This window comes from Acidithiobacillus concretivorus, from assembly GCF_018853445.1.
Taxonomy (GTDB): domain Bacteria; phylum Pseudomonadota; class Gammaproteobacteria; order Acidithiobacillales; family Acidithiobacillaceae; genus Acidithiobacillus; species Acidithiobacillus concretivorus.
Window position 1 is genome coordinate 1 of record NZ_JABELD010000020.1, and the last position, 25,313, is coordinate 25,313.

Annotated in this window: 26 protein-coding genes and 1 tRNA gene; 15 read left to right on the forward strand and 12 right to left on the reverse strand. The window is 54.5% G+C overall.

Annotation, left to right across the window (positions count from 1 at the left end):
• The 6 genes from HJG40_RS02975 to HJG40_RS03000 all read left to right on the forward strand — a co-directional run.
• On the forward strand, positions 1-385 hold a 385-nt coding region (locus tag HJG40_RS02975), incomplete at its 5' end, for a sensor histidine kinase (protein WP_215862818.1).
• 63 nt (positions 386-448) lie between these two features.
• On the forward strand, positions 449-1,702 hold the full coding sequence (locus tag HJG40_RS02980) for an NRAMP family divalent metal transporter (RefSeq protein ID WP_215862819.1): 1,254 nt from the start codon (positions 449-451) through the stop codon (positions 1,700-1,702).
• Positions 1,703-1,931: 229 nt separating this feature from the next.
• On the forward strand, positions 1,932-3,023 hold the full coding sequence (locus tag HJG40_RS02985; RefSeq protein WP_215862820.1) for an ABC transporter ATP-binding protein: 1,092 nt from the start codon (positions 1,932-1,934) through the stop codon (positions 3,021-3,023).
• Positions 3,020-4,009, forward strand: coding sequence for an extracellular solute-binding protein (locus HJG40_RS02990; RefSeq protein ID WP_215862821.1), 990 nt, complete (start codon positions 3,020-3,022; stop codon positions 4,007-4,009). The genes HJG40_RS02985 and HJG40_RS02990 overlap by 4 nt, the downstream gene beginning before the upstream one ends.
• The gene (locus HJG40_RS02995) at positions 4,006-5,622 is read left to right on the forward strand and encodes an ABC transporter permease (RefSeq protein ID WP_215862822.1); all 1,617 of its coding nucleotides are present in this window, start codon (positions 4,006-4,008) and stop codon (positions 5,620-5,622) included. The genes HJG40_RS02990 and HJG40_RS02995 overlap by 4 nt, the downstream gene beginning before the upstream one ends.
• Before the next feature lie 44 nt (positions 5,623-5,666).
• The gene (locus tag HJG40_RS03000; RefSeq protein ID WP_215862823.1) at positions 5,667-6,359 is read left to right on the forward strand and encodes a hypothetical protein; all 693 of its coding nucleotides are present in this window, start codon (positions 5,667-5,669) and stop codon (positions 6,357-6,359) included.
• Between the two features lie 50 nt (positions 6,360-6,409).
• Here HJG40_RS03000 and HJG40_RS03005 read toward each other — a convergent pair whose 3' ends face one another.
• From HJG40_RS03005 to HJG40_RS03015, 3 genes are all read right to left on the reverse strand, one after another.
• Positions 6,410-6,667 carry a hypothetical protein gene (locus HJG40_RS03005; protein WP_215862824.1) on the reverse strand — a complete coding sequence of 86 codons (258 nt, stop codon included), beginning with the start codon at positions 6,665-6,667 and terminating at the stop codon, positions 6,410-6,412.
• A 123-nt stretch (positions 6,668-6,790) separates the two neighbouring features.
• Positions 6,791-7,444: a DNA oxidative demethylase AlkB gene (alkB, locus tag HJG40_RS03010; protein ID WP_215862825.1), complete on the reverse strand. Its 654-nt coding sequence runs from the start codon at positions 7,442-7,444 to the stop codon at positions 6,791-6,793.
• A 53-nt stretch (positions 7,445-7,497) separates the two neighbouring features.
• Positions 7,498-7,941 carry a sigma-70 family RNA polymerase sigma factor gene (locus HJG40_RS03015; RefSeq protein ID WP_215862826.1) on the reverse strand — a complete coding sequence of 148 codons (444 nt, stop codon included), beginning with the start codon at positions 7,939-7,941 and terminating at the stop codon, positions 7,498-7,500.
• A 110-nt stretch (positions 7,942-8,051) separates the two neighbouring features.
• Here HJG40_RS03015 and HJG40_RS03020 point away from each other — a divergent pair, with 110 nt between their 5' ends.
• From HJG40_RS03020 to HJG40_RS03030, 3 genes are all read left to right on the forward strand, one after another.
• The gene (locus HJG40_RS03020; RefSeq protein WP_215862827.1) at positions 8,052-8,948 is read left to right on the forward strand and encodes a LysR substrate-binding domain-containing protein; all 897 of its coding nucleotides are present in this window, start codon (positions 8,052-8,054) and stop codon (positions 8,946-8,948) included.
• A gap of 134 nt (positions 8,949-9,082) precedes the next feature.
• Positions 9,083-9,328 (forward strand): hypothetical protein, encoded by a 246-nt coding sequence (locus HJG40_RS03025; RefSeq protein ID WP_215862828.1) that lies wholly within the window; start codon positions 9,083-9,085, stop codon positions 9,326-9,328.
• Positions 9,329-9,499: 171 nt separating this feature from the next.
• Entirely contained in the window at positions 9,500-10,432 is a 933-nt protein-coding gene (locus tag HJG40_RS03030; protein WP_215862829.1) for a sulfotransferase family protein, read from the forward strand.
• A gap of 7 nt (positions 10,433-10,439) precedes the next feature.
• Here HJG40_RS03030 and HJG40_RS03035 read toward each other — a convergent pair whose 3' ends face one another.
• On the reverse strand, positions 10,440-11,177 hold the full coding sequence (locus tag HJG40_RS03035; protein WP_368355868.1) for a substrate-binding domain-containing protein: 738 nt from the start codon (positions 11,175-11,177) through the stop codon (positions 10,440-10,442).
• A 149-nt stretch (positions 11,178-11,326) separates the two neighbouring features.
• Between HJG40_RS03035 and HJG40_RS03040 the strand changes: the two genes are divergently transcribed.
• On the forward strand, positions 11,327-11,656 hold the full coding sequence (locus tag HJG40_RS03040) for a type II toxin-antitoxin system PrlF family antitoxin (protein WP_215862830.1): 330 nt from the start codon (positions 11,327-11,329) through the stop codon (positions 11,654-11,656).
• On the forward strand, positions 11,653-12,165 hold the full coding sequence (locus tag HJG40_RS03045) for a type II toxin-antitoxin system YhaV family toxin (RefSeq protein ID WP_215862831.1): 513 nt from the start codon (positions 11,653-11,655) through the stop codon (positions 12,163-12,165). The genes HJG40_RS03040 and HJG40_RS03045 overlap by 4 nt, the downstream gene beginning before the upstream one ends.
• Positions 12,166-12,370: 205 nt before the next feature.
• On the opposite strand, the gene HJG40_RS03050 is transcribed toward HJG40_RS03045, so the two are convergent.
• From HJG40_RS03050 to argH, 5 genes are all read right to left on the reverse strand, one after another.
• A tRNA-Lys gene (locus tag HJG40_RS03050) sits at positions 12,371-12,446 on the reverse strand.
• A gap of 261 nt (positions 12,447-12,707) precedes the next feature.
• Positions 12,708-13,253 (reverse strand): YbhB/YbcL family Raf kinase inhibitor-like protein, encoded by a 546-nt coding sequence (locus tag HJG40_RS03055; RefSeq protein ID WP_215862832.1) that lies wholly within the window; start codon positions 13,251-13,253, stop codon positions 12,708-12,710.
• A gap of 173 nt (positions 13,254-13,426) precedes the next feature.
• Positions 13,427-14,662 carry a diaminopimelate decarboxylase gene (lysA, locus tag HJG40_RS03060; RefSeq protein ID WP_215862833.1) on the reverse strand — a complete coding sequence of 412 codons (1,236 nt, stop codon included), beginning with the start codon at positions 14,660-14,662 and terminating at the stop codon, positions 13,427-13,429.
• The gene (lptM, locus tag HJG40_RS03065; RefSeq protein WP_215862834.1) at positions 14,659-14,850 is read right to left on the reverse strand and encodes an LPS translocon maturation chaperone LptM; all 192 of its coding nucleotides are present in this window, start codon (positions 14,848-14,850) and stop codon (positions 14,659-14,661) included. The genes lysA and lptM overlap by 4 nt, the downstream gene beginning before the upstream one ends.
• Positions 14,847-16,238, reverse strand: coding sequence for an argininosuccinate lyase (argH, locus tag HJG40_RS03070; protein WP_215862835.1), 1,392 nt, complete (start codon positions 16,236-16,238; stop codon positions 14,847-14,849). The genes lptM and argH overlap by 4 nt, the downstream gene beginning before the upstream one ends.
• 119 nt (positions 16,239-16,357) lie before the next feature.
• Here argH and HJG40_RS03075 point away from each other — a divergent pair, with 119 nt between their 5' ends.
• On the forward strand, positions 16,358-16,693 hold the full coding sequence (locus HJG40_RS03075; protein ID WP_215862836.1) for a hypothetical protein: 336 nt from the start codon (positions 16,358-16,360) through the stop codon (positions 16,691-16,693).
• A gap of 10 nt (positions 16,694-16,703) precedes the next feature.
• Here HJG40_RS03075 and HJG40_RS03080 read toward each other — a convergent pair whose 3' ends face one another.
• The 3 genes from HJG40_RS03080 to HJG40_RS03090 all read right to left on the reverse strand — a co-directional run bounded on the left by HJG40_RS03080 (position 16,704) and on the right by HJG40_RS03090 (position 19,385).
• Positions 16,704-17,975 carry an ATP-binding protein gene (locus HJG40_RS03080; protein WP_215862837.1) on the reverse strand — a complete coding sequence of 424 codons (1,272 nt, stop codon included), beginning with the start codon at positions 17,973-17,975 and terminating at the stop codon, positions 16,704-16,706.
• A 125-nt stretch (positions 17,976-18,100) separates the two neighbouring features.
• Positions 18,101-18,838 (reverse strand): response regulator, encoded by a 738-nt coding sequence (locus tag HJG40_RS03085; RefSeq protein WP_215862838.1) that lies wholly within the window; start codon positions 18,836-18,838, stop codon positions 18,101-18,103.
• Between the two features lies 1 nt (position 18,839).
• Complete coding sequence (locus HJG40_RS03090) at positions 18,840-19,385, reverse strand: Spy/CpxP family protein refolding chaperone (RefSeq protein ID WP_215862839.1); 546 nt, start codon at positions 19,383-19,385, stop codon at positions 18,840-18,842.
• Positions 19,386-19,600: 215 nt separating this feature from the next.
• Here HJG40_RS03090 and HJG40_RS03095 point away from each other — a divergent pair, with 215 nt between their 5' ends.
• The 3 genes from HJG40_RS03095 to HJG40_RS03105 are packed head-to-tail and all read left to right on the forward strand — an operon-like array spanning position 19,601 to position 25,235.
• Positions 19,601-21,031 (forward strand): TolC family protein, encoded by a 1,431-nt coding sequence (locus HJG40_RS03095; protein WP_215862840.1) that lies wholly within the window; start codon positions 19,601-19,603, stop codon positions 21,029-21,031.
• Complete coding sequence (locus tag HJG40_RS03100; protein ID WP_215862847.1) at positions 21,031-22,146, forward strand: efflux RND transporter periplasmic adaptor subunit; 1,116 nt, start codon at positions 21,031-21,033, stop codon at positions 22,144-22,146. The genes HJG40_RS03095 and HJG40_RS03100 overlap by 1 nt, the downstream gene beginning before the upstream one ends.
• Positions 22,143-25,235, forward strand: a complete 3,093-nt coding sequence (locus HJG40_RS03105) for an efflux RND transporter permease subunit (protein WP_215862841.1) — start codon at positions 22,143-22,145, stop codon at positions 25,233-25,235. Before HJG40_RS03100 ends, HJG40_RS03105 begins: the two co-directional genes overlap by 4 nt.
• Positions 25,236-25,313 lie beyond the last annotated feature (78 nt).

Consider the following 25,313-nt stretch of genomic DNA (forward strand, 5'->3'; position numbering starts at 1 on the left):
GGACATCAGCGTTGCGGAAAATCATTCTGCTGATACTGCAAATTCTTTTCAATGTCGCCCTTTGGCGCTGGAGAGAGTGTTTCGGATTATTTTCGACAATACGCGCCGTTACGGCGACGGCAGCCTACAGATTCGGGTTTTCAGTCATCCCGAACACACGGAAATACAACTGTGGGATTACGGCCCCGGAGTTTCTGCGGCGCATCTCCTGGCCATGAATCAGGGCACACTTCCGCGTCAAACCGGCCATGGTGCGGGTATTGGAATACGCATCTGCAAGCGCATCATGGAGTTGCACGGCGGGACCATACATTTTGAGAATGCCGTAGAGGGAGGGCTGGTGGTCAGGCTACATTTTCCAGTCATTGCACCTCTCAGGACTTGACATTTTATCATTAAACAGGAATCATTCGCAGATCAAAAACGTAAATACGGATTATTCTTAATAATGACTGCAAACAACTCCACGATGCCTCAGCGTCACTCCCGCTGGTCTGTTTTTCTGATTGTACTTGGCCCCGGCCTGGTCGTCATGCTCGCCGATACCGATGTCGGCAGCATCATCACCGCCGCCCAAAGTGGTGCGCAGTGGGGCTTCAAGCTACTGCTGCTGCAATTTATTCTTATGCCGATTCTCTACATAGTACAGGAGCTCACCGTACGCCTGGGAATTTTCACCGGCAAGGGACACGGTGAACTGATTCGTGAAACCTTTGGCACCGGCTGGGCTTATTTGTCAGTAGCCGGACTGAGCATCGCCACTACCGGCGCTCTGCTAACCGAGTTTTCAGGCGTTGCAGGGGTTAGCCATCTTTATGGATTACCGCGTGCCGTGGGCGTTATTCTCGCTGCAGCCACCTTACTGACCATTGTCTGGACCGGCTCTTACCGGCGCGTAGAGCGCATTGCCCTGATCATGGGCCTGTTTGAACTGGCCTTTTTCGGGATCGCCTGGGCTTCTCACCCCAATATTCAGGATATTCTCCACGGCCTGACCCATGCACCCATTACTAACCAGGACTATATGATGCTGGTAGCAGCCAACATCGGCGCCGTCATCATGCCCTGGATGGTGTTTTATCAGCAGTCCGCTGTTGCCGATAAGGGACTTCATCCCGAACATTATCGTCATGCCCGTTGGGATACGGCCATTGGCGCGGTCCTCACCCAGGCCATCATGGCCGCCGTATTGATTGCCACAGCGGCCACTATCGGCCGCCTCAATCCTAACGCGCCCCTGAATACCGTCCATCAACTCTCCGAGGCCATCACCCCGTACCTGGGCGACACCTGGGGACGCCTGGTATTTTCCCTGGGTATTCTGGGGGCTGGCATGGTAGCGGCCATCGTTGCCTCGCTGGCCGGAGCCTGGGGCTGGGGAGAAGTCACCGGATTCCGCCATTCTCTCGAAAACCATCCCAAAGACGCGCCCTGGTTTTACGGAATCTATACCGCCATCATCATCGCCGGTGCCGTGGCCGTAATCAGCATACCCGATCTGGTCAGCCTGGATATTGGTGTGGAAGTCATGAACGCCCTGCTGCTGCCCCTGGTTCTTGGTTTCCTGGTCGCTCTGGCAATGAAAGCACTCCCTGCCGAGCATCGCCTGCGTGGCCCATACCTTTGGCTGGTTCTTTTTGTAGTCGTTCTGTCTGCCGGGCTAGGTGTCTATGGTGGCTTGACCAGCATTCCCGGCCTCTAACAGACCTACATCCAAGAGAAATCCTCCTCCTATCACCTGTTGTCATAAAACTGTCACATTCGAGGCGTACACTACGCTCCATAAATAGATGGAGATAATTGTCATGCCTCAAAACAAGCTGATTGTAGCCGTACAGTGATGAATATCCTTGTAATTAAGCATACTGCACGTCTAATAACGTTCCATGGTTGCTGAACTACAGGTAAAAAACCGGCCAGCAATCGCGGCGGTGCCCAACGAACCGGCGCTTTCCGTGCAGGGACTGAATGTGCGCTTCGGCGCCCAGACAGTATTAAGTAACGTCCAGATGGATCTTGAAGATGGTCGTTACGCCTGCCTGCTGGGTGAATCGGGATCAGGCAAAAGCACCTTACTGGCGGCCATTGCCGGGCTCATTAAACCCCAGGCAGGGAGCATTCGGCTGCGCGGTCAAAATGTATTCACCGCCGGAGGCCTACAGATTTCTCCCGAAAAACGCGGCATTGGTATGGTTTTTCAGGACGCGGCACTTTGGCCCCACCTCCGGGTGATTGATAATGTTCTTTTTCCCCTGCGCGCTCAGGGGCTGCCGGTGGATCGCGAGCGGGCTATGCGGTTGCTGGAAAAAATGAACATTCCTGCCACTGCAGCAAAACGCAAACCCCATGAACTATCGGGTGGGCAACGGCAGCGGGTTGCCATAGCCCGCGCCATCATCGCCCGTCCGCGCCTGGTCTTACTGGATGAACCCTTATCCGCCGTAGATCAGGGGGTTCGCGAAGAAATCCGCTACTTTCTCCGTACCCTGTTTCGTGAAGAAGGCATTGCCGCACTGCATGTCACCCATGATCCCAGCGAAGCATTTTATCTGGGCCAACATGTCGGAGTTCTCCATAGCGGTCATCTGGAACAATGGGATCAGCCGGAGAAACTATTCCGTTTTCCGGCCAGTGAAAATGTAGCGCGACTCAGCGGCTCCGTGCGGAGCCTACCCGTAAAGGTTGTTCAATATCAGAGCGGCAAAGCCGAAGTCGCGCTGGAAAATGGCCAGAAAATATGGGTACCGGGGGCCGATACACTGCGTGAAGGCAAGCCTGGCCTTTTGCTGCTGCGCCCCGGAGACATTGACAGCGATAACCTGGAAGCCGCATTTGCTGCCGAAGCCATTCATTCCCATTGGAGTGATGGTCGCTATCTGGTGCATTTGCAGGCTTTTGACCAGCACGAATTATTGAGCTACTCCCAGCAAAGCAATCTGGGTCCGCGCCACTGGCAAATTTACCCGAATCACGGCTGGTGCATTCCTGCCGAAACTTCCGCAAATCAGGAGAAAACCCCATGAAACCCGTAGTCAAACAAGTTACCTTGGCCATCATGAGTCTGGCATTTGCAGGCACCGCCTCTGCCGCCACGCTGACTTTGTACAGTGCTGCACCAGCTTCTTTAGCCAAGGCCCTGGCGCGCGCATTTAGCAAAAAATCTGGTGATCATGTTGCCGTGTGGACATCCAGCACCGGAAAAGTCATGGCCCGCCTTGCTGCTGAAGCCAATCATCCGCATGCCGACGTGGTCATGGTCGCCGACTGGACAGCCGGCCTCGAACTCGCTAAAGACAAGATGGTGTATGACTATCAGACTGAAAGCATTGATAAAAATCTTTTCCCGGCCATGCAGCTCAAAGGACCTTTCCTGCCCTATGGTGCCGATACGGTTTCCATGGTCATGAACACCAAAGCCTTACCCAAAGGCGCGAGCATGCCTACCAGCTGGTTTGATCTGACCGCTCCCGTCTGGAAAAACCACCTTACCGCGCCCAATCCGCTGCTCTCAGGCACGGCTTCGGATTTTGTCATTGCCTTTGTGGATAAATACGGCAACAAGGCCTGGCAATATTTTTCCGACCTGAAAGCCAATGGTACCGTCTGGCCGGGGACTAATCATACTGCACTGATGCCGGTCCTTTCCGGTGAACGCAGCGGCATGGTGGAATGCGTTGGTCATGCCGCCGTGCAGGCCAAGGTACAGGGAAACTCCATTCAGCTGATTTACCCTAAAGAAGGCACCATGCTGATTCCCCGCCCCATCATGATCATGCAGTCGGCGCCGGATAAAAAACTGGCTGAACAGTTTGTCAATTTCACCATGTCCCCTGCCGGACAAAAACTCGTCGCCAAATATAATCTCTATCCTTCGCTGAATGGCGTTGCCGCCAAACCCGCCCTGGCCAAGCTCGGTACTTACCCCGTCATGACCGTCAACTGGGATCAAGTCGCCGCAACCCGCGCCAGCGTACTGGCCAAATTCCGTAAGGACATTCTCGGTCAATGATGGGACGCAGCCTGAATCGGCTGCTGGTTTTTGGCATCCTTGGCCTGCTGGTTCTCGCACCGCTCGCCACCATTGTTTTCGAGGCACTGCAGCCCGATGCCAGCCATCATCATGGCATGGCTCTGCTGCAGTTGGGTGTAGACCAGCACTTTATCCACGCCCTGCTGGGCACCGCAGGCATGGCCGCTCTGGCGGTGGTTTTTGCGCTGCCCATCGGGCTGATGCTGGCGTTATTGATGTTTTACGCCCCGCCCAAATTCAGCTTACTTTGGGAAGGGCTGATTCTTATCCCCTTTTTAATACCGCCTTACCTGACTGCCGAGGCCTGGACCTTGCTGGTTGGTCCGGTAGGACTCATTGAACAACTCATCCATATTCTCGGAACACCCCTGGAAACTTTTTTGTACTCGTTAGCGGGAATGGCTGCGGTAATGGCCCTGCATCTCACCCCGCTGGTGTACATCATTCTGCGCGCAGCATTACAAAATGGAGATTTTCGCCTGATTCAAGCGGCGCGTGTACACGGAGCAGGACTGTGGCGGGCCTTTCGCGTCGGCGTTCTGCCCCTGGTCCTGCCCGCATTGGCCGCTGCAGGTTTGCTGGTTTTTCTGGATACTTCAGCAGAATTTGGTGTTCCTGCCTTACTGAGTGGCTATGCCGGGGTCACCGTTCTCAGCACCAGCATTGAGTCCGCCACCAATGTCTGGCCCGTCAATTTACCACGCGCCTCCGCCATCGGCCTGGTACTGTGTACTCTGGGCATTGTCGCCTGGTTTTTTTATCGCCCCCTGGCCAATGAAAACCGTGGGCAAATCCACCAGCTTCGCTATCCAAGCCGCTGGTGGTCAATGCTTCCTTTAGCTGCTTTTGTGTTGATTGCCATGTTATTACCCATCGGGGCGGTGCTGGCAGTGTCTTTTGAGAAAGCCATTACGGTAGGACTGAAATTCAGCAATTTCACCTGGCATCATTACCATCATATTCTCTCTCATCAATCCAGTGCGTTCGGGGCCCTCGAAACCAGCCTGGAACTCGCCGCCCTGGTGGCTTTTGGCACCATGGTAGCCGCCCTGCTGACGGCCAACATTGTCCGTCGTGGTGGTCGTTTTGCTGCTTTTCTGGATTTGCTGGCCACCCTGCCCATGGCCATACCCGGCGTTGTCCTGGCCGTCGGCATGATCCTTTTCTGGAATGCGCCGTGGAACCATCTACCCGTCTTCGGCACTACCGCCATTCTCGGTGTTGCCTACGCCACCACCACTTTTCCTTTTGCCATGCGCTATGCCCGCGCCGGGCTGGCGCAAATACCGCCGTTACTTGACAACGCCAGCCGGGTCCATGGAAGTGGGCCCTTGCGAACTTTCATGAAAGTGCATATTCCCATCGCCTGGCCCATGCTGATTGGTGGTGCGACCGTGGTGTTTGCCCTTTCCATGCGCGAACTGGTCGCCTCGCTGATGTTGCAGCCTGCGGGGGTGCAGGTGATTTCCACTTATATTTATGCCAATTTTCGGCAAGGCGTCATTGGTGATGGCATGGCCATGTCGGTCATTGGCGTGCTCAGTTCGGCATTCATTCTGGGGGTAGCCCGGGGACTGCTGCTGCGTCGTTAAATTTCATGGTGTTGCCACCTATTTACCCATACTGGAGTCCAAACATGAACAACCGCAAACTTATTACCACCATGCTGATTGCTGCGTTAGGTGGCGCCTGCCTGCCTCTCGTAGCTTCTGCCACACCGGCTGAAATCATTCTGCTGCGCCATGGTGAAAAAATGAACCACTACGCCCTGTCACCCGTGGGTCAGGCCCGCGCAGCGGCGCTCGCCCAGCAGTATCTGGGAAAAAACGCAACCCATAGCCTGCTGCCAGCACACGAAAAACCCGCCGCCCTCATGGCCATTACTTTACATACCATTGAAACCATGACGCCGACAGCGCAGAGCTGGGGACTTCCGGTGACGGCCTTTACGGTCGTTCCGGAACCCGGTCTGAGCAAACCCCAGAAAATGGTGCAGGAAAATCTCCGTACCCAGGAAGCCGTTCACGACATCATGACCAATCCCGCCTATGATCAGAAGGTTGTGGTCATCATGTGGGAACATAAACATATTGCCAATGCCAAGCTGGAAGCCCGGTATCCAGGACAGCAGGTCACTTTCCGGCAATTGCTGCATCTCGATAAATTCAAGAACGTGCCTCAAACCTGGCCCAAGAAAACCTTCGATTACTTCTGGATTGTTCGTTATCAATCCGGCGACACAACCCCTGTTTCCTTCAGCGTGGAACAGGAAAAGTTTACCGGACAATATGCCAAACTGCCTGAAAATGCCTGGGGAAAGCCGGAATAGCGCCATCGTCCGCCGACGGTACTTTTGCCACCACCTGCACCAGCCTCGGCTTATTCTTCGCCCATACTATTGCCATATTCGAGAAGTGTTGCCGAAGAAACCGTCAACGCTTCTCTTTCACTGATAATTTGCGCGCCGTGCTTCCATAGGTAATAAATGACAATAACCCCCATAGGAATGAGCAGGGTCAACACAAAAGTAATAAAAAAGGTGGTCACTTTCAGATAATGACCCCAGCGGGTACGGGCGGTACCAATAGCCAATGCCACATTTCTCAGTTCTTTTCCGTCGGAATTTTCTACGCTCACGAGCACTCCTGTTGTTGGCTTTCGGAACACGAGGGCTCATATTATTCCTGCAGAATATGCAAAACAATTCCCGTTGGGACGACGTCAATCGCGTTCAGCGTGCAAAGACCGACATCCGCAATTTCAGTACGCCTTACGCAAAGTCAGATTAATGCGCTGTGCACCCACGAGAGGGTGGTCTCCGTGTTTGATCGGAGCAATACCATGATAGCGCAGGCGGGCAGGGCCACCCCAAACCAACACATCACCATGCTCTACAAAAATACGTTTCACCTTATCCCGACGTTGCGCACCGCCAAACAGAAAAGTGGCTGGCAAACCCAGAGAAACGGAAACAATCGGCGCATCCATATCCTGTTCGTCCTTATCCTGATGTAAAGACATCCGCGCTTCAGGAACATACACATTCACCAGACAGGCATCTGGCGTGAAATCGGCAAAGCCCGCTTCTTTCGACGCAGCTTGAGCCAAATTCAAAATAATGGCGGGAATTTCCGGCCAAGGCTCCGCATTTTCTGGATCTTTGGACACATATCGATAACCCTGCCTGTCCGACACCCAACCCCATGAGCCGAAATTACTCATAGCGACGGACATTGTTTTTCCACCCGGGGTACACATCTGCCGCAGTGCCGACTGCATCAACCCTCGTTGCACCGCATGAATCAAGGATTCAGCATCAGCTAAGGCCCACCCCCTCAGAAATGTGACCCCTTCTTCAAGCAATTCCGCCGCCGGGGCAGGCAAGGGAAAGTTTTCAAAAAGATCTGCTGTCACAGCACTCCCCCCACAACCTTTGCATAATTATCGAGTATTATTGATCTTTCGCTCTAAGCCAACGCCGAACCACGCACCGGCATACTGGAATCCAGATGCTGACAAATGTGGCGGGTCGCATAAATGGCAAAACGTTCATTGCCACCCACGACAAGCTGGCGAGCGGCAGCAATCAGCGCCACGTTACCCGCTTCAATAAGATCAATCAAAGCATACGGTGCCTGATCGTGATAGCTCCGCGCAATACGCAAAACCAATCGTAAATGCATTTCGAGTAATTCATGCCAGGCTTCACGATCATTGTGCTGGATTCCTTTCAGCAGAGATTCTTCTTCTAATGCAGTCAAAGGTTCATGATAAGCAATCTCCTGCAAATAGTCGTTGATACGATGACTGGATAGGGCGGATTCTGCAAGGAGCTGACCATCTTGAGAGTGGAGCCGACGCACTGTAGCGGAGAGCGTATCGGCTGAGGGCGCTAAACTTTCTGTGGACATGGAAATATTTTCCCTATATTTGTAAAGTGCGATATAGGGTTTAAACATACGGATACACCAGACATCATAGCAAATGTATTTTATTGGTAACTTTATCGGAGAAATCGATAATGGCAGATGACGAACAACTTCTTTCCCTACTGGCCATCGCCGAGCATGGCAGCATCAGTGCGGCAGCCGAGCATCTACATCGGGGCCAATCGGCCATTTCCGAACGATTGAGAAAACTGACCGAACTGGTCGGTGAGCCTCTTTATACTCGTGAAATCAATGGCGTAAAGCTCACTCAGGCGGGAGCCGTACTCATTCCCGACATTGAACGCCTACGCCGCGTCCTGCGGGATATTGACAGCATTATTAGGCGTCGTCAGCGCCTCATGGAAGGGGAACTCAATATTGTTTCTACCAGTCTCATTGCCAATTATTATTTACCTCCTTTTCTAACCCGATTCAGGCAGCAATATCCGGGGATCAATCTCTACATCAAAAGTGGCGAACGATACTGGAAAGATGCAGCGGCAGGGGAAGTAGATGTGTTTTTTTATGAAGGTGACAGCGATCTTCCGGAGCTGCCCGATTATTTCAAAAGTGTACCCTGGCAGGATAATGAAATTGTCATTGTCACTCCCCTGCAGCATCCTCTTGCCGGACGCCAGGAGGTTTCCTTTGAAGAGGTGGAAAGTTATCCCATTATTTGGCGCGAACCGGGTTCTGCTGTACGCGGCGCCATAGAAAAAGAATTTCGCCGCCGTGGCATCGTCCCCAGGCATTTTATCGAAGTAGCCGATATTGAATCGGTAGGCACGATGATCAATGCGAACCTGGGCATTGGCTTCATGAGCAAAAGAGTGTTAGATAAGCGCTCCGACTGGCAGGTAGCTACCGCCACGCTGGAAAGCCACCAGATGGTCTGCCTGAATTTCATGGCCGCACCACAACCCGACCGGCGCTCGATAATGCTCCAGAAATTTCTGGAGATGATCGAAAATCCCGAATACTTGACGTAATCCGACATTATTGGACTTCGGTTTTGTAGATATCCTCGTTAATAATTATCGTTAGGCCTGCTCAAGCTGATCGTTTAGCCTGTCTGAAAATCGCTTTTCCAATTCAGCGATCCATACAGCGGGGTGATCATCTTATGAAGCTATTGAATCAACATCAGGAAAGAGACATAACATCCTCTTTTAATCCATCTTCCCCACCGAATAATAACCACTTTTCACATAACCACGTCAGCGCAAAAGACTGGGAAAACCTGATTACCGCCAAAGGTAATGCAGAAAAAGCCGACGCATGGGTGAGAGCGCGCTTACATGAAGTGGAGAATTTAAGCACCGGCGCACAAGAAGCGTATTTGCGCATCATGACCAGAAACTTGCCCTGAAATGCCAGACTATCTTCTTCCCTGAAGGTTTTTGTGCATCATAGTCCGCCAGCAGGGCAGTCACCCCGTTAGCTGCTGCAGACAGGATAGAGACGGGAAATGCTATACTGGGGCGAGTTAGCCGGGCTTACAGCTTCGGATGCAACACCAACCTTCAGTTAAGGAGTTGATTTGCCCAGTTCAGACCCTTCCCGCATAAATCCCAGCAGCCATGCCCTCTGGCCCAATTTTTTTATTACCGGCACGGTAAAAGGCGGCACCACCTCTTTATATCGTTACCTTCAGGGGCATCCCGAGGTATTTTTACCGGCCCTCAAAGAACCACATTACTTTGCCCGGATTCAGCCAAAGCCTGAATATAAGCATCTCATTGAGCATCTCAGTGAAGAACATGCTTACCTGCATCTTTACGAAAATGCCGGGGACTTTCCGGCCATTGGCGATGCCAGCACCTCCAACCTCTGGTACCCGGAGGCACCAGAACGCATTCATGCCGTCGCCCCCGATGCCCGTATGATCATTTTATTGCGCGACCCGGTCAGCCGCGCCCACTCCCACTACCTGATGGATTTTCGTGAGGGTCTTGTGGATCTTCCATTTTCAGTAGAGTTACTTCGGGAGGATTTTGCGCAAAGCGAAAAAGGCTGGGGCGTGTCCCGGCTGTATGTGGATCTTGGTTTGTATCACGATCAGGTGCAGCGCTATGTTAGGATTTTTGGCGAGGACCAGGTACTGGTCCTGCAGTTTGATGATTTGGTGAATGAAACCAATCAGGCTCTGGAGCGCGTAGCTGCACACTTACGCATTGATCCTGCGCCTTTTCAGGAAATGGATCTGGAACAGGTGCACAATGGCTTCAAGGCACCCCGGGGTAACTGGTCGCGGCGTTGCGCATCCAGTCCGCTAGCTCGCTGGGTTGGTTATCATCTGATGCCCAGAAAGCTGCAATGGTGGCTATATCAGAATCTGATCCTGAAAGCCGCTTCCAAACCGCAGATAGATCCGGCTGCACGTCAGTATCTGGAACAAATTTACGCACCGGATATTGAAAAACTGGAAACCTTACTGGGACAAAAAATGCCAGCGCTGCGCTCTTCCTGGTAAAAATCAGTCACTCCAGCCATATTTTGTAGAGAATATGACGTGGCCCCAGAGGCACCAAATCGGCGACCTGCGGATGTGCAATCTGCCAGATGTTGTAGATAATCCAGGCATCAGGGGGGTTGGTCCCCGTCCAGCGTTTGAGAGCTTCCGCACTGTTGGGGGCAAAATAAACGATATTGGCGCGCAGTCGTCGAATAGTATTCAGGTTACCGTTCTTGCCAGCGATGTCCTCCCACAGACCTGTTTGCCCTGCGCCCTGTACCACCATCACCCTCACTCCCGGTTTGAGGAGATCCCGAAAGTTTTGGATGTGCAGCCGGTTACCCGGATGGACGAGAATAGCCGCCGGTCTTAAATAAGCAGGGATAATGGTTTTTACGTCCACAAGGTCGGGAAGCCGTTGCAAATAGCTGGTCATCATGTTCTCGGACCCGCTATAGATGAGGTCGCCGTTAGCCATAGCCTGATCCCGCCATTTCTCAAAGGGTCCCGCCTCAACCAGCATTTTGATCTGGTGACTCTTGGAGAACGCCTGTGCGGCCATCTTCATGGCAGGTAATGGGCCTCCTGGACCATAAACATGCAATTCCAATTTATCCGCCCAAGCCGAACTGCTGGTAAACAGCAAACCTATACAGCCAATAATATAAAAGCAGCTCAAAAACAATCCACGAAATCTATGATGACCACAATTCATGTCTTTTCCTCTTTCAGAGTAGCGCAGAATGCGAGCGATTGAGTCCATAAACACGCATCATGAAAATTACTTTTTAGTCTTTCTTTCCTTCGCTTTTAAGCAAATACCCAAGTTTAGGCATACAAAAAACCTTATTGAAATGGTAATGCGCATGCATTACCATTCTGGCACCGCCCCAAATCTGCTAGGAGACTGCCATGGCAGCGGCCCTCGAAGTCGAATCCACGCTCACCGATCGCTACCAGACCACTGTGCCGGAAACCGTGCGTCGCGCCCTCAAGCTGGGCAAGCGCGACAAGATCCACTACACCATTCGCTCCAGCGGAGAGGTGGTGCTGACACGTGCCCAAGCACCCCACGGGGAAGATCCGGTACTCGGTCAGTTCCTCGACTTCCTCACTGCCGAAATCTCTCACCATCCCGAGCGGTTGCAAGCTGTGGATGCCGGACTCCTCCAACGCCTCCAATCGCTGGTCGGCGGCGTTGATGTCGATCTTGATGCCGCCCTGTCGGCAGACGATGAATGAACGCGGGGAAGCCTGAACCACTGGTCATTCATGGCTGGACGGTCTTCGCCCATCCACTGTTCTTGGCGCAGATTGAAACGCTGGTGCGGCAGGTCGAGCCCCTGAAGCGGAAGGACCCGGACGGGTACGTAAAAAAGAACGCCAGCAAAAGGCTGGCCGCGATCATCAAGCTGGCGTTCGATGTCATCCCGCAAGATCCGACGCGGCCGGAGTACCGCCAGGGTGGGACGCTCGGTGACGATCACAAGCACTGGTTTCGGGCCAAGTTCTTCCAGCAGTACCGACTATTTTTCCGCTACCACGCCCCGAGCAAGGTGATCGTCTACGCCTGGGTGAACGACGAAAACACCAAACGTGCCTTTGAGCGCAACGACGACGCCTACCGGGTGTTCCGTAAGATGCTGGAAAGCGGGCATCCGCCTGATGACTGGGATCAGCTCCTGGCTGAGGCGCAAAATGAATCGCAGCGGATGCAGGAATCGTTGGCTAGGGTGGCAGCAGCGCAGTGATTGGTGCAAGTGCGAACGATCTTTACCTGTAGAGGAAATCCCTTACGCTTGATCTGAGCTTGCCAGCCTATCGAGATGCTATCCCGGCCTTTCCCGTGATCTGATGGTTACCATATTTTACCCCTTTTTCTGGACTCAAGTATGGCGCCATGGTTTGCATACATTAGACTTTATATCAATTAAATTAATAGCTTGATGTTTTTAATGGTGGGAACGGCGGGATTCGAACCCGCGACCCACGGCTTAAAAGGCCGCTGCTCTACCGACTGAGCTACATTCCCATACATACGCAATTGACACCAGAACAGCGTCAAGGCCGCGTATTATCAGCGGTGGAGCAGCTTCGGTCAAGTCAAGGGTCGCGGCTCTTGCAGGGCACGGTAAAATTATCCTCAGCCGCCCCCACGAACTGAGGGTGCTGAATTTTTCGTCATGTGCGGATAACCTCAGACGTGACGAGTCAGGCAGCAGAGCTTACGCTCACATTCAGAAACAGGCGTTGCCCTGCAGGGATTGCACCCTTGCCGACAACGCATTCCCGCTCAGGGATTATCCAGCGCGAAATGCCCGGAGAATTCGGCATGATCCAGCACATGCCCCAAACTGTGCATTTCGCGGGCACGCGGATCTTCTGCAGGGGGCGGGCCAAGCTGGTCGGCATCATGGCCTGGCGTATGCAGTCTCGCCTTTACTGCATCCCAATCAGCCCCTTCGGCTAAACCCAGTGTGGCTTTGTCCGTCGCCAGAAGCAGGAAATCATAATGCTGCAACTGGTGATCAGCCGCTGCCTCAGGTGGGCGGTAACCCAAGGTTCCGAAACTGTTGCGACCGGTGAGGACACCATCGGGAAGAGGTCCTCCCTCGTGTAACCCTTCGATCGCTGGAGAAATATCGTAGAGCAACCAATGTACCCGCTGCCCCGATTCTGCTTCCCGATGTTCCATGAGCAACACCAGACTCTTGGTATTGGGAGGAAGATGTTGCCAAAAAATGGACGGAGTCCTGCCTTCACCGGGATGGGCGAAGCGTCTGGGAATCCAGTCTTCTGGATCAATCCCGGTACTGAATACTTTCATTTCTGCTGCCATGTCTGCCTCCTCACTTGCGTGCGGGCTGTTGGCCAAAACATCGTCAAACGGTGCAAGCGCTATGTCCACAAAAAACAACCTACATCTGTAAGCTTAGCAGAAAAAGGCTATCCGGGAGGGCCGCAGAACAAGCAATACAGATCAGCCAGCGAGTCTCTAACCCATGATTCGGGTCAGGGTAGCTCCATGCCCATCAGATCATCCCAGTTTTCCCGACGACGAATGAGGCGATGCTGATGACCATGGACCAGCACTTCGGGAGGCCGGGGCCGACTATTGTAGTTGCTGCTCATGGCGAAGCCATACGCACCGGCGCCCATAATGGCTAGCAATTGCGCGGCCTCCGCCCGAACGGAGCGATCCTTGGCGATGAAGTCGCCGCTTTCGCAGATCGGCCCAACCACATCCATGACCTGCTCGGCTGCCACATCCTGGCGGAGTGGCAAAATATCGTGCCAGGCCCCATAAAGAGCGGGGCGCAACAAATCATTCATGGCTGCATCCACCACACAAAACTGCTTGCTGCCATTATCTTTGAGGTACTCCACCCGGGTCAGCAGAACTCCCGCATTACCCACCAGGGCCCGGCCCAGCTCTACGGCCCTGTTGACGGCCAAGCCCTGCAAGGTCTGGTTGAGAACCTCCGCATAATCCGCAGGACTGGGCGGTGTTTCTTCGTGATAACGAATACCCACTCCACCCCCGAGATCCAGATGCTCCAGGGTAAGGCCTTGGGCAAAGAGATCTTCATAGAGGGCACGCACCCGCGTCACCGCTTCGCCCAGGGGCGCAAGATTAAGTAATTGGGACCCGATATGACAGGCTATGCCCTTGAGCTCCAGAGCAGGATGTTTTGCGGCCTCCAGGTAGAGGGCTCGCGCAGCATCCATGGGGATCCCGAACTTGCTTTCCTTAAGGCCGGTAGCAATGTAGGCATGGGTGCCGGGGTCCACATCCGGATTCACGCGCAGGGCAATAGGCGCGCGCAGACCCATATCAGCAGCAATATCGGCAATTCGCCACAACTCCGCTGCAGACTCCACATTGAGACAAGCAATGCCGGCAGACAGGGCGGTACGAATTTCATCGGCAGACTTACCTACACCCGAAAAAATGATTTTTTTCGCTGCGCCTCCCGCACGCAGCACCCGTTCCAGTTCTCCGCCTGAAACAATGTCAAAACCGGCACCCATTTCTGCAAATAAACGCAGCACTGCCAAATTACTGTTAGCCTTGACGGCATAACACACCTGCGTGTTGTCACCCAGTGCGTTACTGAAGGAATGGTAGCGTTCGCGCAGCGCCGCCTCGGAATACACATAGCAGGGGGTTTGATAATGCTGGGCAATGGCCGCGAGGGACAAATCCTCACAGTACAAGTCTCCCTGATGGTAATGGAAGGTGTTCATGGATGTTCAGCGCTCCCGGTTGAGGCAATCGCCGGACCACTTTGCGCCGGCACCACAGTACTGGCTGCAGCATTGGCGGCAGGATGTGCCGGGGGAGGTGGTGGCAGACTCAGTGGCGTCTTCCGCCCACAACCCGACAGACCGAGGACCAACACACCGGCGAAGACCACAGCAGCCAGGGATTTCATGCCGATTGCTCCTCAGCCAGGCGCGCACGGGCACGGGCGATAGCCGCCCGTACCTGATCAGGAGCTGTTCCGCCGAGATGATTACGGGCCGCGAGCGAACCTTCCAGGGTCAGCACCTGATAAACCTCTTCGGTAATAAGTGGGGACAAGGCCTGCAAGTCAGGCAAGGGCATAGCCTCCAGGCCTATATTGCGGTCTTGGGCGAGACGCACAGCTTTACCCACCACCGCATGCGCATCACGGAAAGGCAAACCTTTACGCACCAGGTAATCAGCCAGATCCGTAGCCGTGGCATAACCGCGTTCTGCCTGAGCCCGCATGACTGTGGGGCGGGTTTGCAGGCCCGGCAACATACGGCTCATGATTTCAACGCTGGCCCGCACCTGATCCAGCGCATCAAAAAAAGTTTCCTTGTCTTCCTGATTATCCCGATTGTAAGTCAGGGGCTGACCCTTCATCAGCACCAGCATGGCAACCAGATCACCGACCACCCGACCGCTTTTGCCACGAATAATTTCTGCCACATCCGGATTTTTCTTCTGGGGCATGATGCTGGAGCCCGTACAAAAACTGTCCGGGAGATCAATGAAGCCAAAAGGTGCCGACATCCACAAAATCAATTCTTCGCATAAACGCGATAAATGGACGGCAATCATGGCCAGATCGGCCAGCACTTCCATGACAAAATCCCGGTCGGAAACGGCGTCCAGGCTGTTTTCCGCGACGGCGTCAAAACCCAGTTGCCGTGCCACATCCCAACGATCAATCGGGAAGGTGGTACCTGCCAGAGCCGCTGCGCCCAAGGGCAGCACATTTACCCGTTTACGGGCGTCCTGGAGACGCTGGGCATCGCGCTGAAACATTTCAACATAGGCCATGCAGTGGTGGCCGAAGCTGACCGGCTGCGCCACCTGCATATGGGTCAGGCCGGGCAAAATGGTTTCCACCTCGCGCTCGGCCAGGTCCACAAATACTCCCTGCAGATGGCGCAAAGCGGCGACCAGATCATCCACACAGGACCGGGTATAGAGGCGCAGGTCGGTGGCCACCTGATCGTTGCGGGAACGGCCAGTGTGCAGCTTCTTCCCCACATCTCCGATGATTTCCGTCAAACGGGATTCAACATGCATGTGAATATCTTCGAGGCTGTCGACAAATGGCAGGCGCTGCTCGGCGATTTCCTGTCCTACCTGCTGCAGTCCGGCGACAATGGCTTCCACCTCGCTGGCGGTTAGCACGCCCACTCGCCCCAACATGCGGGCATGGGCTTGCGAACCACGGATATCCTCCGCATATAAACGGCTGTCTACCTGAATAGATGCCGTGAATGCTTCCACTAAACTATCCGTACCTGCAGCGAAGCGCCCGCCCCACATTTTTTCACTCATGCCTGCACCTCCTTTCTGCCCGCGACTATAACGAAAACATCAGCTCTTACGCCAGCATTGCCCATGCATCAACTACCTTGCTACAGTTGGTTTGCTGAACACCGAGAGGGACCGAAGCAATGAAGCAAGAGCAATCAACCCAAAGCTGGCGCTGGCTGATCGTAGTCATAGTTGTGCTGCTGATCGCCGTGCTGGCTTTTTTCTTTTGGCAGCATAAGCAATCGGTCCGACAGACCCAAAAAGCGGCTGAAGCGGCCGCCGCAGTAAAACTCGCGGCACCTACTGTATCTACAGTGTCCGTGGCCGACTTTCCGGTGGGGAAAACTATTTCTCAGGAAGGCTCTCTGCAAGGCCCCCTCAGTGGCAAATGCGGCAATATTGCCTGGCACGATCTCAGCCCTTCCGCCGAAGCCAATCTCCGCAAGCTATGCCCGGCGCCAAAACCGACACCCTGAACGGATCGGTTTAGTAAGGCTGACGCAAAGGCAGGACCAGTTCGGCTACCAGGCCGCCATCAGGGGCATTGTACAAATTCAACTGACCGTTATGGTAGGCCATGACCCGTTCGACAATAGCCAGGCCCAAACCTATCCCACCGCCCTTACCCGCTTGAGCGAAAGGGGCACGCACACTTTGTAGCTGGGATTCGGCAATCCCTGAGCCATGATCCCGCACCCGAATCAGCATCTGGCGGCCGGCCTTTTCGGCATAAATATCTACGGGTCCTCCGCCGTGTACCTGGGCATTATCAATCAGATTTTGCAGCGCGCGCGCCAAACCGACCTCCTGAATGGCCAATTTCGGCAAGGGAGTAGGTGAAGGATGCCAACGCACTTCGGCCTGCTGACGCAACACCAGTTGCTGCAACCAACTCCCAATATCGGTTTCTACCAGCAGCTCGCGTTCGCCGCTGCGCGCATATCCCATGAATTGATGGATGACTTTGTCCATTTCCTGAATATTGTCGATGATTTCCTGCCGGGCTTCTTCCTCAGCTGGCAGAAACTCGGCGCTTAAACGCATCCGTGTCAGCGGCGTCCGCAAATCATGGGAAACTCCCACCAGAACCATTTCCCGCTCTCGCCACAAACGCTGCAGGTCCCGCAGGGTCTGATTGAATCTTTCCGCCAAACGCCGTAAATCCGCAGGCCCAGCTTCCGGCAAATCCCCCAGGGTATCCCCGCTGCGCAAGCGATCTACGCCCTGCATTAAACGCGTCAGGGGGCGGGTAACCTGACGGACAACCAAATACGCGCCCAACCAGGACAAAAGCAAAATAGCGGCAAGCTTAAACCAGGGCAGCGGTAAGCCTGCCGGACGTGGCATCGGCATGGCCAGGGCCAGAGCCGCACCGGGACGCGTCTGCAACCACAAAATCCCGGAGCGCGGATCAAAACGCAACAGCGCGTCCGGCCAGCCCATTTGTCGGAGTTGCTGTAGGGCATTCACTAAGGGAGGAAAACTGGGCTTGCGCCCGTTCATCACGCTGGCAGGCAACACCTGCAAACCTTGTCGGGACAAAATCGGCTGAATGGCGGCTCGTTGAGCAGGACTGAGGCTTTCGCTGAGGGTCAGAATCTGCGCCCAATTCTGCGCCATGTGTTCGGCTTGGGGATTGGCCTGATAAATATTAAAAAACCAGTAAACTGCCAACTGGCTTAAAAAGAGTAACCCGGCAATAATCAAAAACATCCGGTTAAACAGGGTGTCCGGCCACCAGAAACGATTTTTTTTCATAATGCTTCCAGGCAAATGAACTTTTTGACGAGGACATTCTGAACGGACAGCGTGCGGTGTCGGAGAAGCACCGCCGCTGCTTGCCCAAAATGTCCTCGTCAAAAAGATCCCTTTATCAGAGTGCGCTAGGTTTCACTTCGCTCCGCAGGGACATTACCTCCATCGGGCACCAGCACATAGCCGCGTCCCCACACGGTTTGTATATAGCGCGGATCACCCGGATCTGTTTCGACAATGCGCCGCAACCGGGAAATAAACACATCGACACCCCGCGATCCTGCAGTGACTTCTTCACTCCCATGACTCATGGCCAGCAGACGCTCTCTGGACAAGGGTTGCCAGGCGTGACTGGCGAGGGCATGTAAAATGGAAAACTCACTATCGGTCAGGGAGATTTTTTCCGCTCCCCGCCACAAGCTGCGCGTGTCCAGAGCCAGACGAAAGGGGCCGAATTCTATGGCCCCAGGCGCCGGATCCGCCGTCCGGATTTCCTGACTGCGCCGCAACACCGCCCGAATACGAGCCGTTAGCTCACGGGGTTCAAAAGGCTTGGGCAAATAATCATCAGCACCTACATCCAGCCCCTCTACCCGGTCACTAAGGTCGCCCCGTGCCGTGAGCATGATAATCGGCAGATGAGGCTCCTGCTCACGCAGGCGACGGCAAATGCTGAAACCATCTTCGCCGGGCATCATGACATCCAGAAGCAGCAAATCGTAATATTCCCGCTCCAGATGGCGGTCCATCTGTACCCCGGACCCCACTGCCTGAACGGCAAAACCCTGCCCTTCCAAATAACGAACCAGCATGGTCCGCACTCTGGGATCATCATCGACCAGCAGTATCTTGCCGTTCTCAACCATTTTATTTACCCCAGGGTCCAGGACGATGACCCTTGTGCTCCGCCATCTTCACGACGGTCTGCCATTGCACCGGGGTCAGGATTTTATGCAGATACTGAACCTGCTCAATACCCCGATCCAGCATCATTTCATGATCTTTGACCACAGCCGCTTTCAGCGGCGCCAGTGCGGCACCCGATTCACCATTAAGGAGCGCATCGCGCAGCGCCTTGTTGTGGGTCATCATGCCCTGACGCCAGGCCGGAAAACCTTTACGCTGAGTATTCCGCCAATTTTTCAGATCACTCTCCTGTGCCGGGGTCAATTTCAGGTCAATCGCATGGTGCCAGACAATAGGCATCAACATGGGAACGGGCATATTCTGCATCCAGGGCCCACGCATGGGACCATGCTGCCATGGTCCGTGATGACCGTGCATCATCTCCGGTCCCTTCGGGCCATGTCCGGCCATGGGCGGCGGGGGTACATCTTCGGCAAATGCTGGCAAGGCAGCCATACCAAATGCGGCAATCAGCAAACCGGATACTGCATATTTCAATTTTGACATCACATTGCTCCTCGTCTTTCAGGGGGAAAAGGTGCGTCCCTTTCCGTGAAACACACGTTAACGACTTGACCCACCTGTTGCCAGCGACAAATTGTCAATAATTGTGAATAAGACGCCGAATCCATTCACACTTTGCAACAATTTTGCACAAAAATCTGCTTCCCTCTCTGGCGCTTTTTCAGGAGAATGCAGACTCCAGAATAAGGAGCTTGAGCGTGCCCCACAAAGTGCTAAGCGCAGTCACTGGTGTCTTGCTGGCGGTCACCGGACTGACTCAGGCGGATGCCGGAGTGATGGGCTGGTTGGCAGATCCCTTTGATACCGATGGCGGAATCAGCCAGCAACCCGGACAGCCATGGACCGGACCCATTAAACTGCCGACCATACCCGATGCCCATACGCTTGGCCCGGCTGAACAGGACCAGGTCTGGAGCCTGCCCCAACTTACCGCTTATGCCCTTGCCCACAATCCGCAAACAGCAGCCGCCTGGGATTCCCTGCGTGCCGAAGCAGCAGGAGTGGGTGTAGCAGAAAGTGCCTGGTTGCCAAATTTAACCCTCAGCACTTCGGCTTCACGGCGCCAGTCGGCTTCTACGGCGGGCTTTACCGTACCTGCCCGCAATAGCGTCAATCCCAATTTGACCCTCAGCTACACCCTCTGGGACTTTGGCTTGCGCTCCGCCAAAACCGATGCGGCAAAAGCCCAGGAATGGGTAGCCGGCTTCACCCAGAATCAGGAAATCCAAGCTGTGGCCTTCAGCGTGGCTCAGGCCTACTATCAGATGCTCGGCAACCAGTCCCTGCTGCTTGCCGATGAAAAAACCGTTGCCGAGAACCAAAAAAACCTGGAAGCCGCAGAAGTCATGCACCGCGCTGGTCAGGCAACAGTGGGTGCCTTGTATCAGGCGCGGGCGGCTATGGCTCAGGCGCAATCCACCCTTGCCGCGCAACAGCAGACTTTGCGCAGCAGCCAGGGAGTACTGGCCAGCACCCTCGGCCTGAGTCCCAAAACCCTGCTTAAAATTCACCCGCTACGGCTTAATCAAACACCTCCGCAACTGCACGATGCAGCAGAAACCCTGATGCAATCTGCACTGAGCGCCAACCCGGCCTTGCAGGAAGCGCGCGCTCAGGTGGCTGCGGCCCAAGCCAATGTGCGTAGCGCGGAAGCCAGTGGTTTGCCTACTCTGGGGGCCAGCAGTTCCTATGGCTACCTGTTTCAGGGTGGCTTTCGACCCGGCGATACCTGGACCGTTGGTTTTACTCTGACGGTTCCATTATTTACAGGCTTCAATAACCATTACCAAGTTCGTCAGAACGAGGCTTTGCGTGATCAGGCCGAAGCCAATCTCGCCAGCAGTCGAAACAGCACCGAAAGTACGGTCTGGCAGGATTATCATAGTTTTCAAGGTGCGGCAGCAGCATGGCCGGGAGCTCGCAGTGGCCTGCAAAACGCCGACAAAGCTCTGGAAGTAGTTCAGGCACAATATCGCGTTGGGCAAGCCACCATCCAGGATGTGTTACTGGCAGAATCCACTCTGGCGCAGGCGCGTTACACCCTCATTCAAAATCTGGTCAGCAGTTACGTGGCACTGGCGCAACTCAGCCAGGCCGTGGGCATGCCTTTGGGAGCACAAAAACCGTGATGCGTTATCCGCTTATTTTCCTCCTGACCGCCGTCACCTTGGGTCTGACCGGGTGTCAGGGCAAAGCCCGACATGAAATGCCCCCGCTTCAGGTACAACTGACCAGCCCGACCCAAGAGGATATGACCCACTACGTCGGCTATCTTGGTACCGTGACACCTATCCAGACCGTCACCATCATTCCGCAAACTTCGGGACTGTTACAAAATATCTCTTTCACGCAGGGCGCCATGGTCAGCAAGGGTCAAACCCTGTTTACCATTGATCCGGCCCAAACCCAGGCGGCGCTTGCCCAGGCTCAGGCCAAACTGGCTGCCGATCAGGCTACTGCCCGCTACAACCGCAATCTGGTTAATCAGGATCGCCCCCTGGCGGAAAAGGACTTTATTACTCGCCAGAGCTTTGACCAGGCGGTTTCCCAGGCTCAGGCGGCGGCGGCTCAGGTGGCCGAGGATCAAGCTGCTGTGCAACAGGCTCGGATTAATCTGTCTTACACCAGGATTACCGCACCTATCAATGGTCGCATCGGCTTGGCACTGGTCAAAGCCGGGAATCTGGTGGTCGCCAATCAAACGCAGTTAACCACCATCAATGAAATCAACCCCATCACCATCAACTTCAGTGTACCTCAAGCACAACTGGGGGCCGCCAGACAGGCACAAACCCAAAACACCAATCTGCCCATTCAGGACGAAAAAGGTGGGACGCTTCTGGCTCAAGGCAAGCTGACTTTTATTGACAACACCGTCAGCGCCAGCACCGCCACGGTCAGCCTGCAGGTCTCGGTGCCCAATACCGACCATAAACTCTGGCCGGGCCAGTACGTGCTGGTGCAAATGCCTGTCCAGCACGTCGCTCATGCTCTGGTGCTGCCCGTAGAAGCTGTGCAGCAGGGTAGCTCCGGTCCTTTCGTTTATACCGTCGAACAGGGCAAAGCAACGGACAAAGCCATTCAGGTTCTCTGGGAAACGGGAGCGAAGGCCGTGATTAGCGGCATTACGACCCATACCCAGGTCATTTTCCCGCTCCCGGCCCGACTTTATCCCGGTGCTGCCGTACAAGTAGGTGAGGCCAAGCACTCTACCAAGCGGCAGCATCAAGGTAGCCCCTCGTGAATTTCTCGGCGTTATTCATCCGGCGCCCGGTGATGACCGTGATCATCATCCTCGGGCTAGTGATTTACGGCATTTTTGCCTTTACCAATTTGCCGGTCGCCCTCTTACCCAGTGTCGATTTTCCAACGGTTATGGTCTCGGCCAGTTTGCCTGGCGCCAGCCCTCAAACCATGGCCAGTGCCGTCGCCACACCTCTCGAAAAACAGTTTTCTTCCATCCCCGGGCTGTCTTCGATGAATTCCGTCAACAATCAGGGTTCCACACGTATTATTCTGCAGTTTGATCTCAGCCAGAATATCGACGTGGCCACCCAGAATGTGTCCAATGCCGTCACCCAGGCCAGTCATTTGTTGCCACCCGGCATGACCAGTCTACCTTTTGTCAAACAGCTGAATCCTTCAGCGGCTCCCATCGAATTCATCGCTCTTTCCGCACCTAACATGCCTATCTACAAGCTCAATGAGTGCGCAGTAGATAAGGTGGTCCCGGCTATTTCCGGTATTCCCGGGGTAGCGCAGGTGCAAATATTTGGTGAGCAGAATTACGCCGTGCGCATTCATGCCAATCCATTTGCCATGCAGGCGCATGGTATTTCCCTGCAGGATCTCAGCACGGCCATCAACAATCACAATGTGAATTTACCCCAGGGAACGGTTCTGGGCGCCGTCCGTAATTACGCAGTGAATGTGCATGGTCAGCTGCAGGACGCCCAGGCTTTTGCCAACATGCCGGTGACTTTTGCCAACGGCGCTGTAGTCCCTCTTTCCGACATCGCTCAGGTGCGCAATGGGGTGGATAATGATCAGATTGCCAGCTGGATTGGCAACCAGCGCGCCCTGATTCTGGCGGTCGTCCGTCAGCCCGACGCCGATACGGTCGCCATTTCCGATGCCATCGGCAAGCGCCTGCCAACGCTTGCTGCCAGTCTGCCCGGCGGGGCGAAAATGACGGTGGTTTATGACAAGGCGGACTATATCCGCTCCGCCGTGGAAGAAGTGGAAATCACCTTGCTTCTGGCTTCCCTGCTGGTAGCGGGCGTGCTCTGGCTGTTCCTGCGCCGGGGAAGTCCCACCCTGATTGGGGCAGTAGCCATTCCAACCTCCATTTTGGCCACTTTCGCCATTATCTACGAGCTGGGCTACACCCTGAACACCCTGACATTGCTAGCCCTGACTTTGGCCGTCGGATTTGTGGTAGATGACGCCGTGGTCATGCTCGAAAATATCACCCGCCACGAAGAAAATGGTGAAGAACCTTTCCACGCGGCCATTACCGGCAGCCGGGAAATTGGTTTTACCGTCATTTCCATGACGCTTTCGCTGGCTGTGGTGTTCCTGCCCTTTCTGGTTATGGGTGGAATTATTGGTCGTCTGTTTCGGGAGTTTGGAGTCACGATAGCCATTGTCATCCTCATGTCCGGACTGGTCTCGCTGACTTTGACCCCCATGCTTTGCGCCCGTTATTTGCGGGTAAAACATCATAGTCCCAGCCGCTTTGAGTCAGGTTTCTCACGGCTACGCAACTGGTATGGACGTAGTTTAAGCACAACCCTGCAGCATCGCGGCTGGGTGTATATGGCTGCGCTGCTCAGCCTGCTGGGCATGATCGGCCTGTTCGTCATTCTGCCTAAAGGGTTCATTCCCAGCGAAGATAGCGGCATGATCATGGGCAATCTGGAGTACCCTCAGGGTATCTCCTTCAGTCAATTGGAAAATACCCAGCAACGTATCGCCACGGCCGTAGGTCACAACAAGGCCGTACAGGCGGTCATGTCCAGCGCCGGACAGGGAGCGGGCGCTTTCGGGTCCGCTAATACCGGACGCCTGATTATCCGTCTGAAACCGCTGGGGCAAAGAGCTTCCGGAGAGCGGGTCATCACCCAGTTGCGCCAAATTGTCAGCCACTTTAATGGCGTCGAGGCCAGCTTCCAGTTGCCACCAGCCATTCAGATGGGGCCGGTGTCGTCGCAGTCTCACTACCAATACATTCTCCAGAGTGAAGATCAGGACAGTCTCAACGAGGCAGTCCCCAAATTGGTAAAAGCCCTGCGCAAAGTGCCGGGACTCCAGGCCGTCAATAGTGATCTGCAACTCGCCAATCCCGAAATCGAGGTCCATGTATTGCACCAACGTGCCCAAGCCCTCGGAGTAACGCCCCAGGGCATTGAGCAAGCCCTTAACTTTGCCTTCGGCGGCACCCAGGTTGGGACCATTTATGCCTCCACCAATCAGTACGAGGTCATTCTGGATCTGGAGCGAAAGTTTCAGGAAAATCTGGGAGCCCTTTCGGCAATTACCATTCCCGGTACGGCTGGCCTAGTCCCCTTGGCAGCCATTGCCCATTTTGCCTATGGCGTAGGGCCCTTGAGTATCAGTCATTATGATGGCCTGCCCAGTGTCACCATTTCCTTTAATCTGGCCCCCGGTGTTTCCCTGGGAGAGGCCACCCAACGGGTGCAAAAAGCTGCCGCACAAATTCTTCCCGCCAACGTGCAGGGAGAGTTTGGCGGCTCGGCAGCGGCCTTTTCTCAATCCACGAGCACACTACCCTTACTGCTTCTTGCCACCATCGCCCTGATTTATGCGATTCTGGCCATTCTCTACGAAGACTTCATCCACCCGTTGACCATTCTGACCGCTTTGCCACTGGCAGGTTTCGGCGCGCTGCTGGCTTTGTGGATATTTCATCAGGAACTGGATTTGTTCAGCTTCGTGGGCATTATCATGCTCGTGGGCCTGGTCAAGAAAAATGGCATTATTATGGTGGATTTTGCCGTCCATCGGCGGCGCGAGGGTGCCAGTGCAGAAGAGGCTATTATCGATGCCTGCATCACCCGTTTCCGCCCGATCATGATGACCAACCTTGCGGCGGTATTGGGCATTTTGCCTATCGCCATCGGCATTGGTGCGGGTGCAGAATCGCGGGTTCCGCTGGGTGTTGCGGTGGCCGGGGGCATTGTTGTTTCACAATTTTTGACCCTTTATATCACTCCCGCTTTTTATGTGCTCTTTGAAAACTGGAAAGGTCGCTGGCGACGCCAACCCCAACCGGCGCAGGGGAGCCCGGCGATTTCCGGGGATCACCCATAAACCTCAAAACAGCGGTTCGCCGGGAAAATTGCAGAGACTTTGGTCCGCGCTGTAGACAGCGCGAACCTGTTGCGGTGT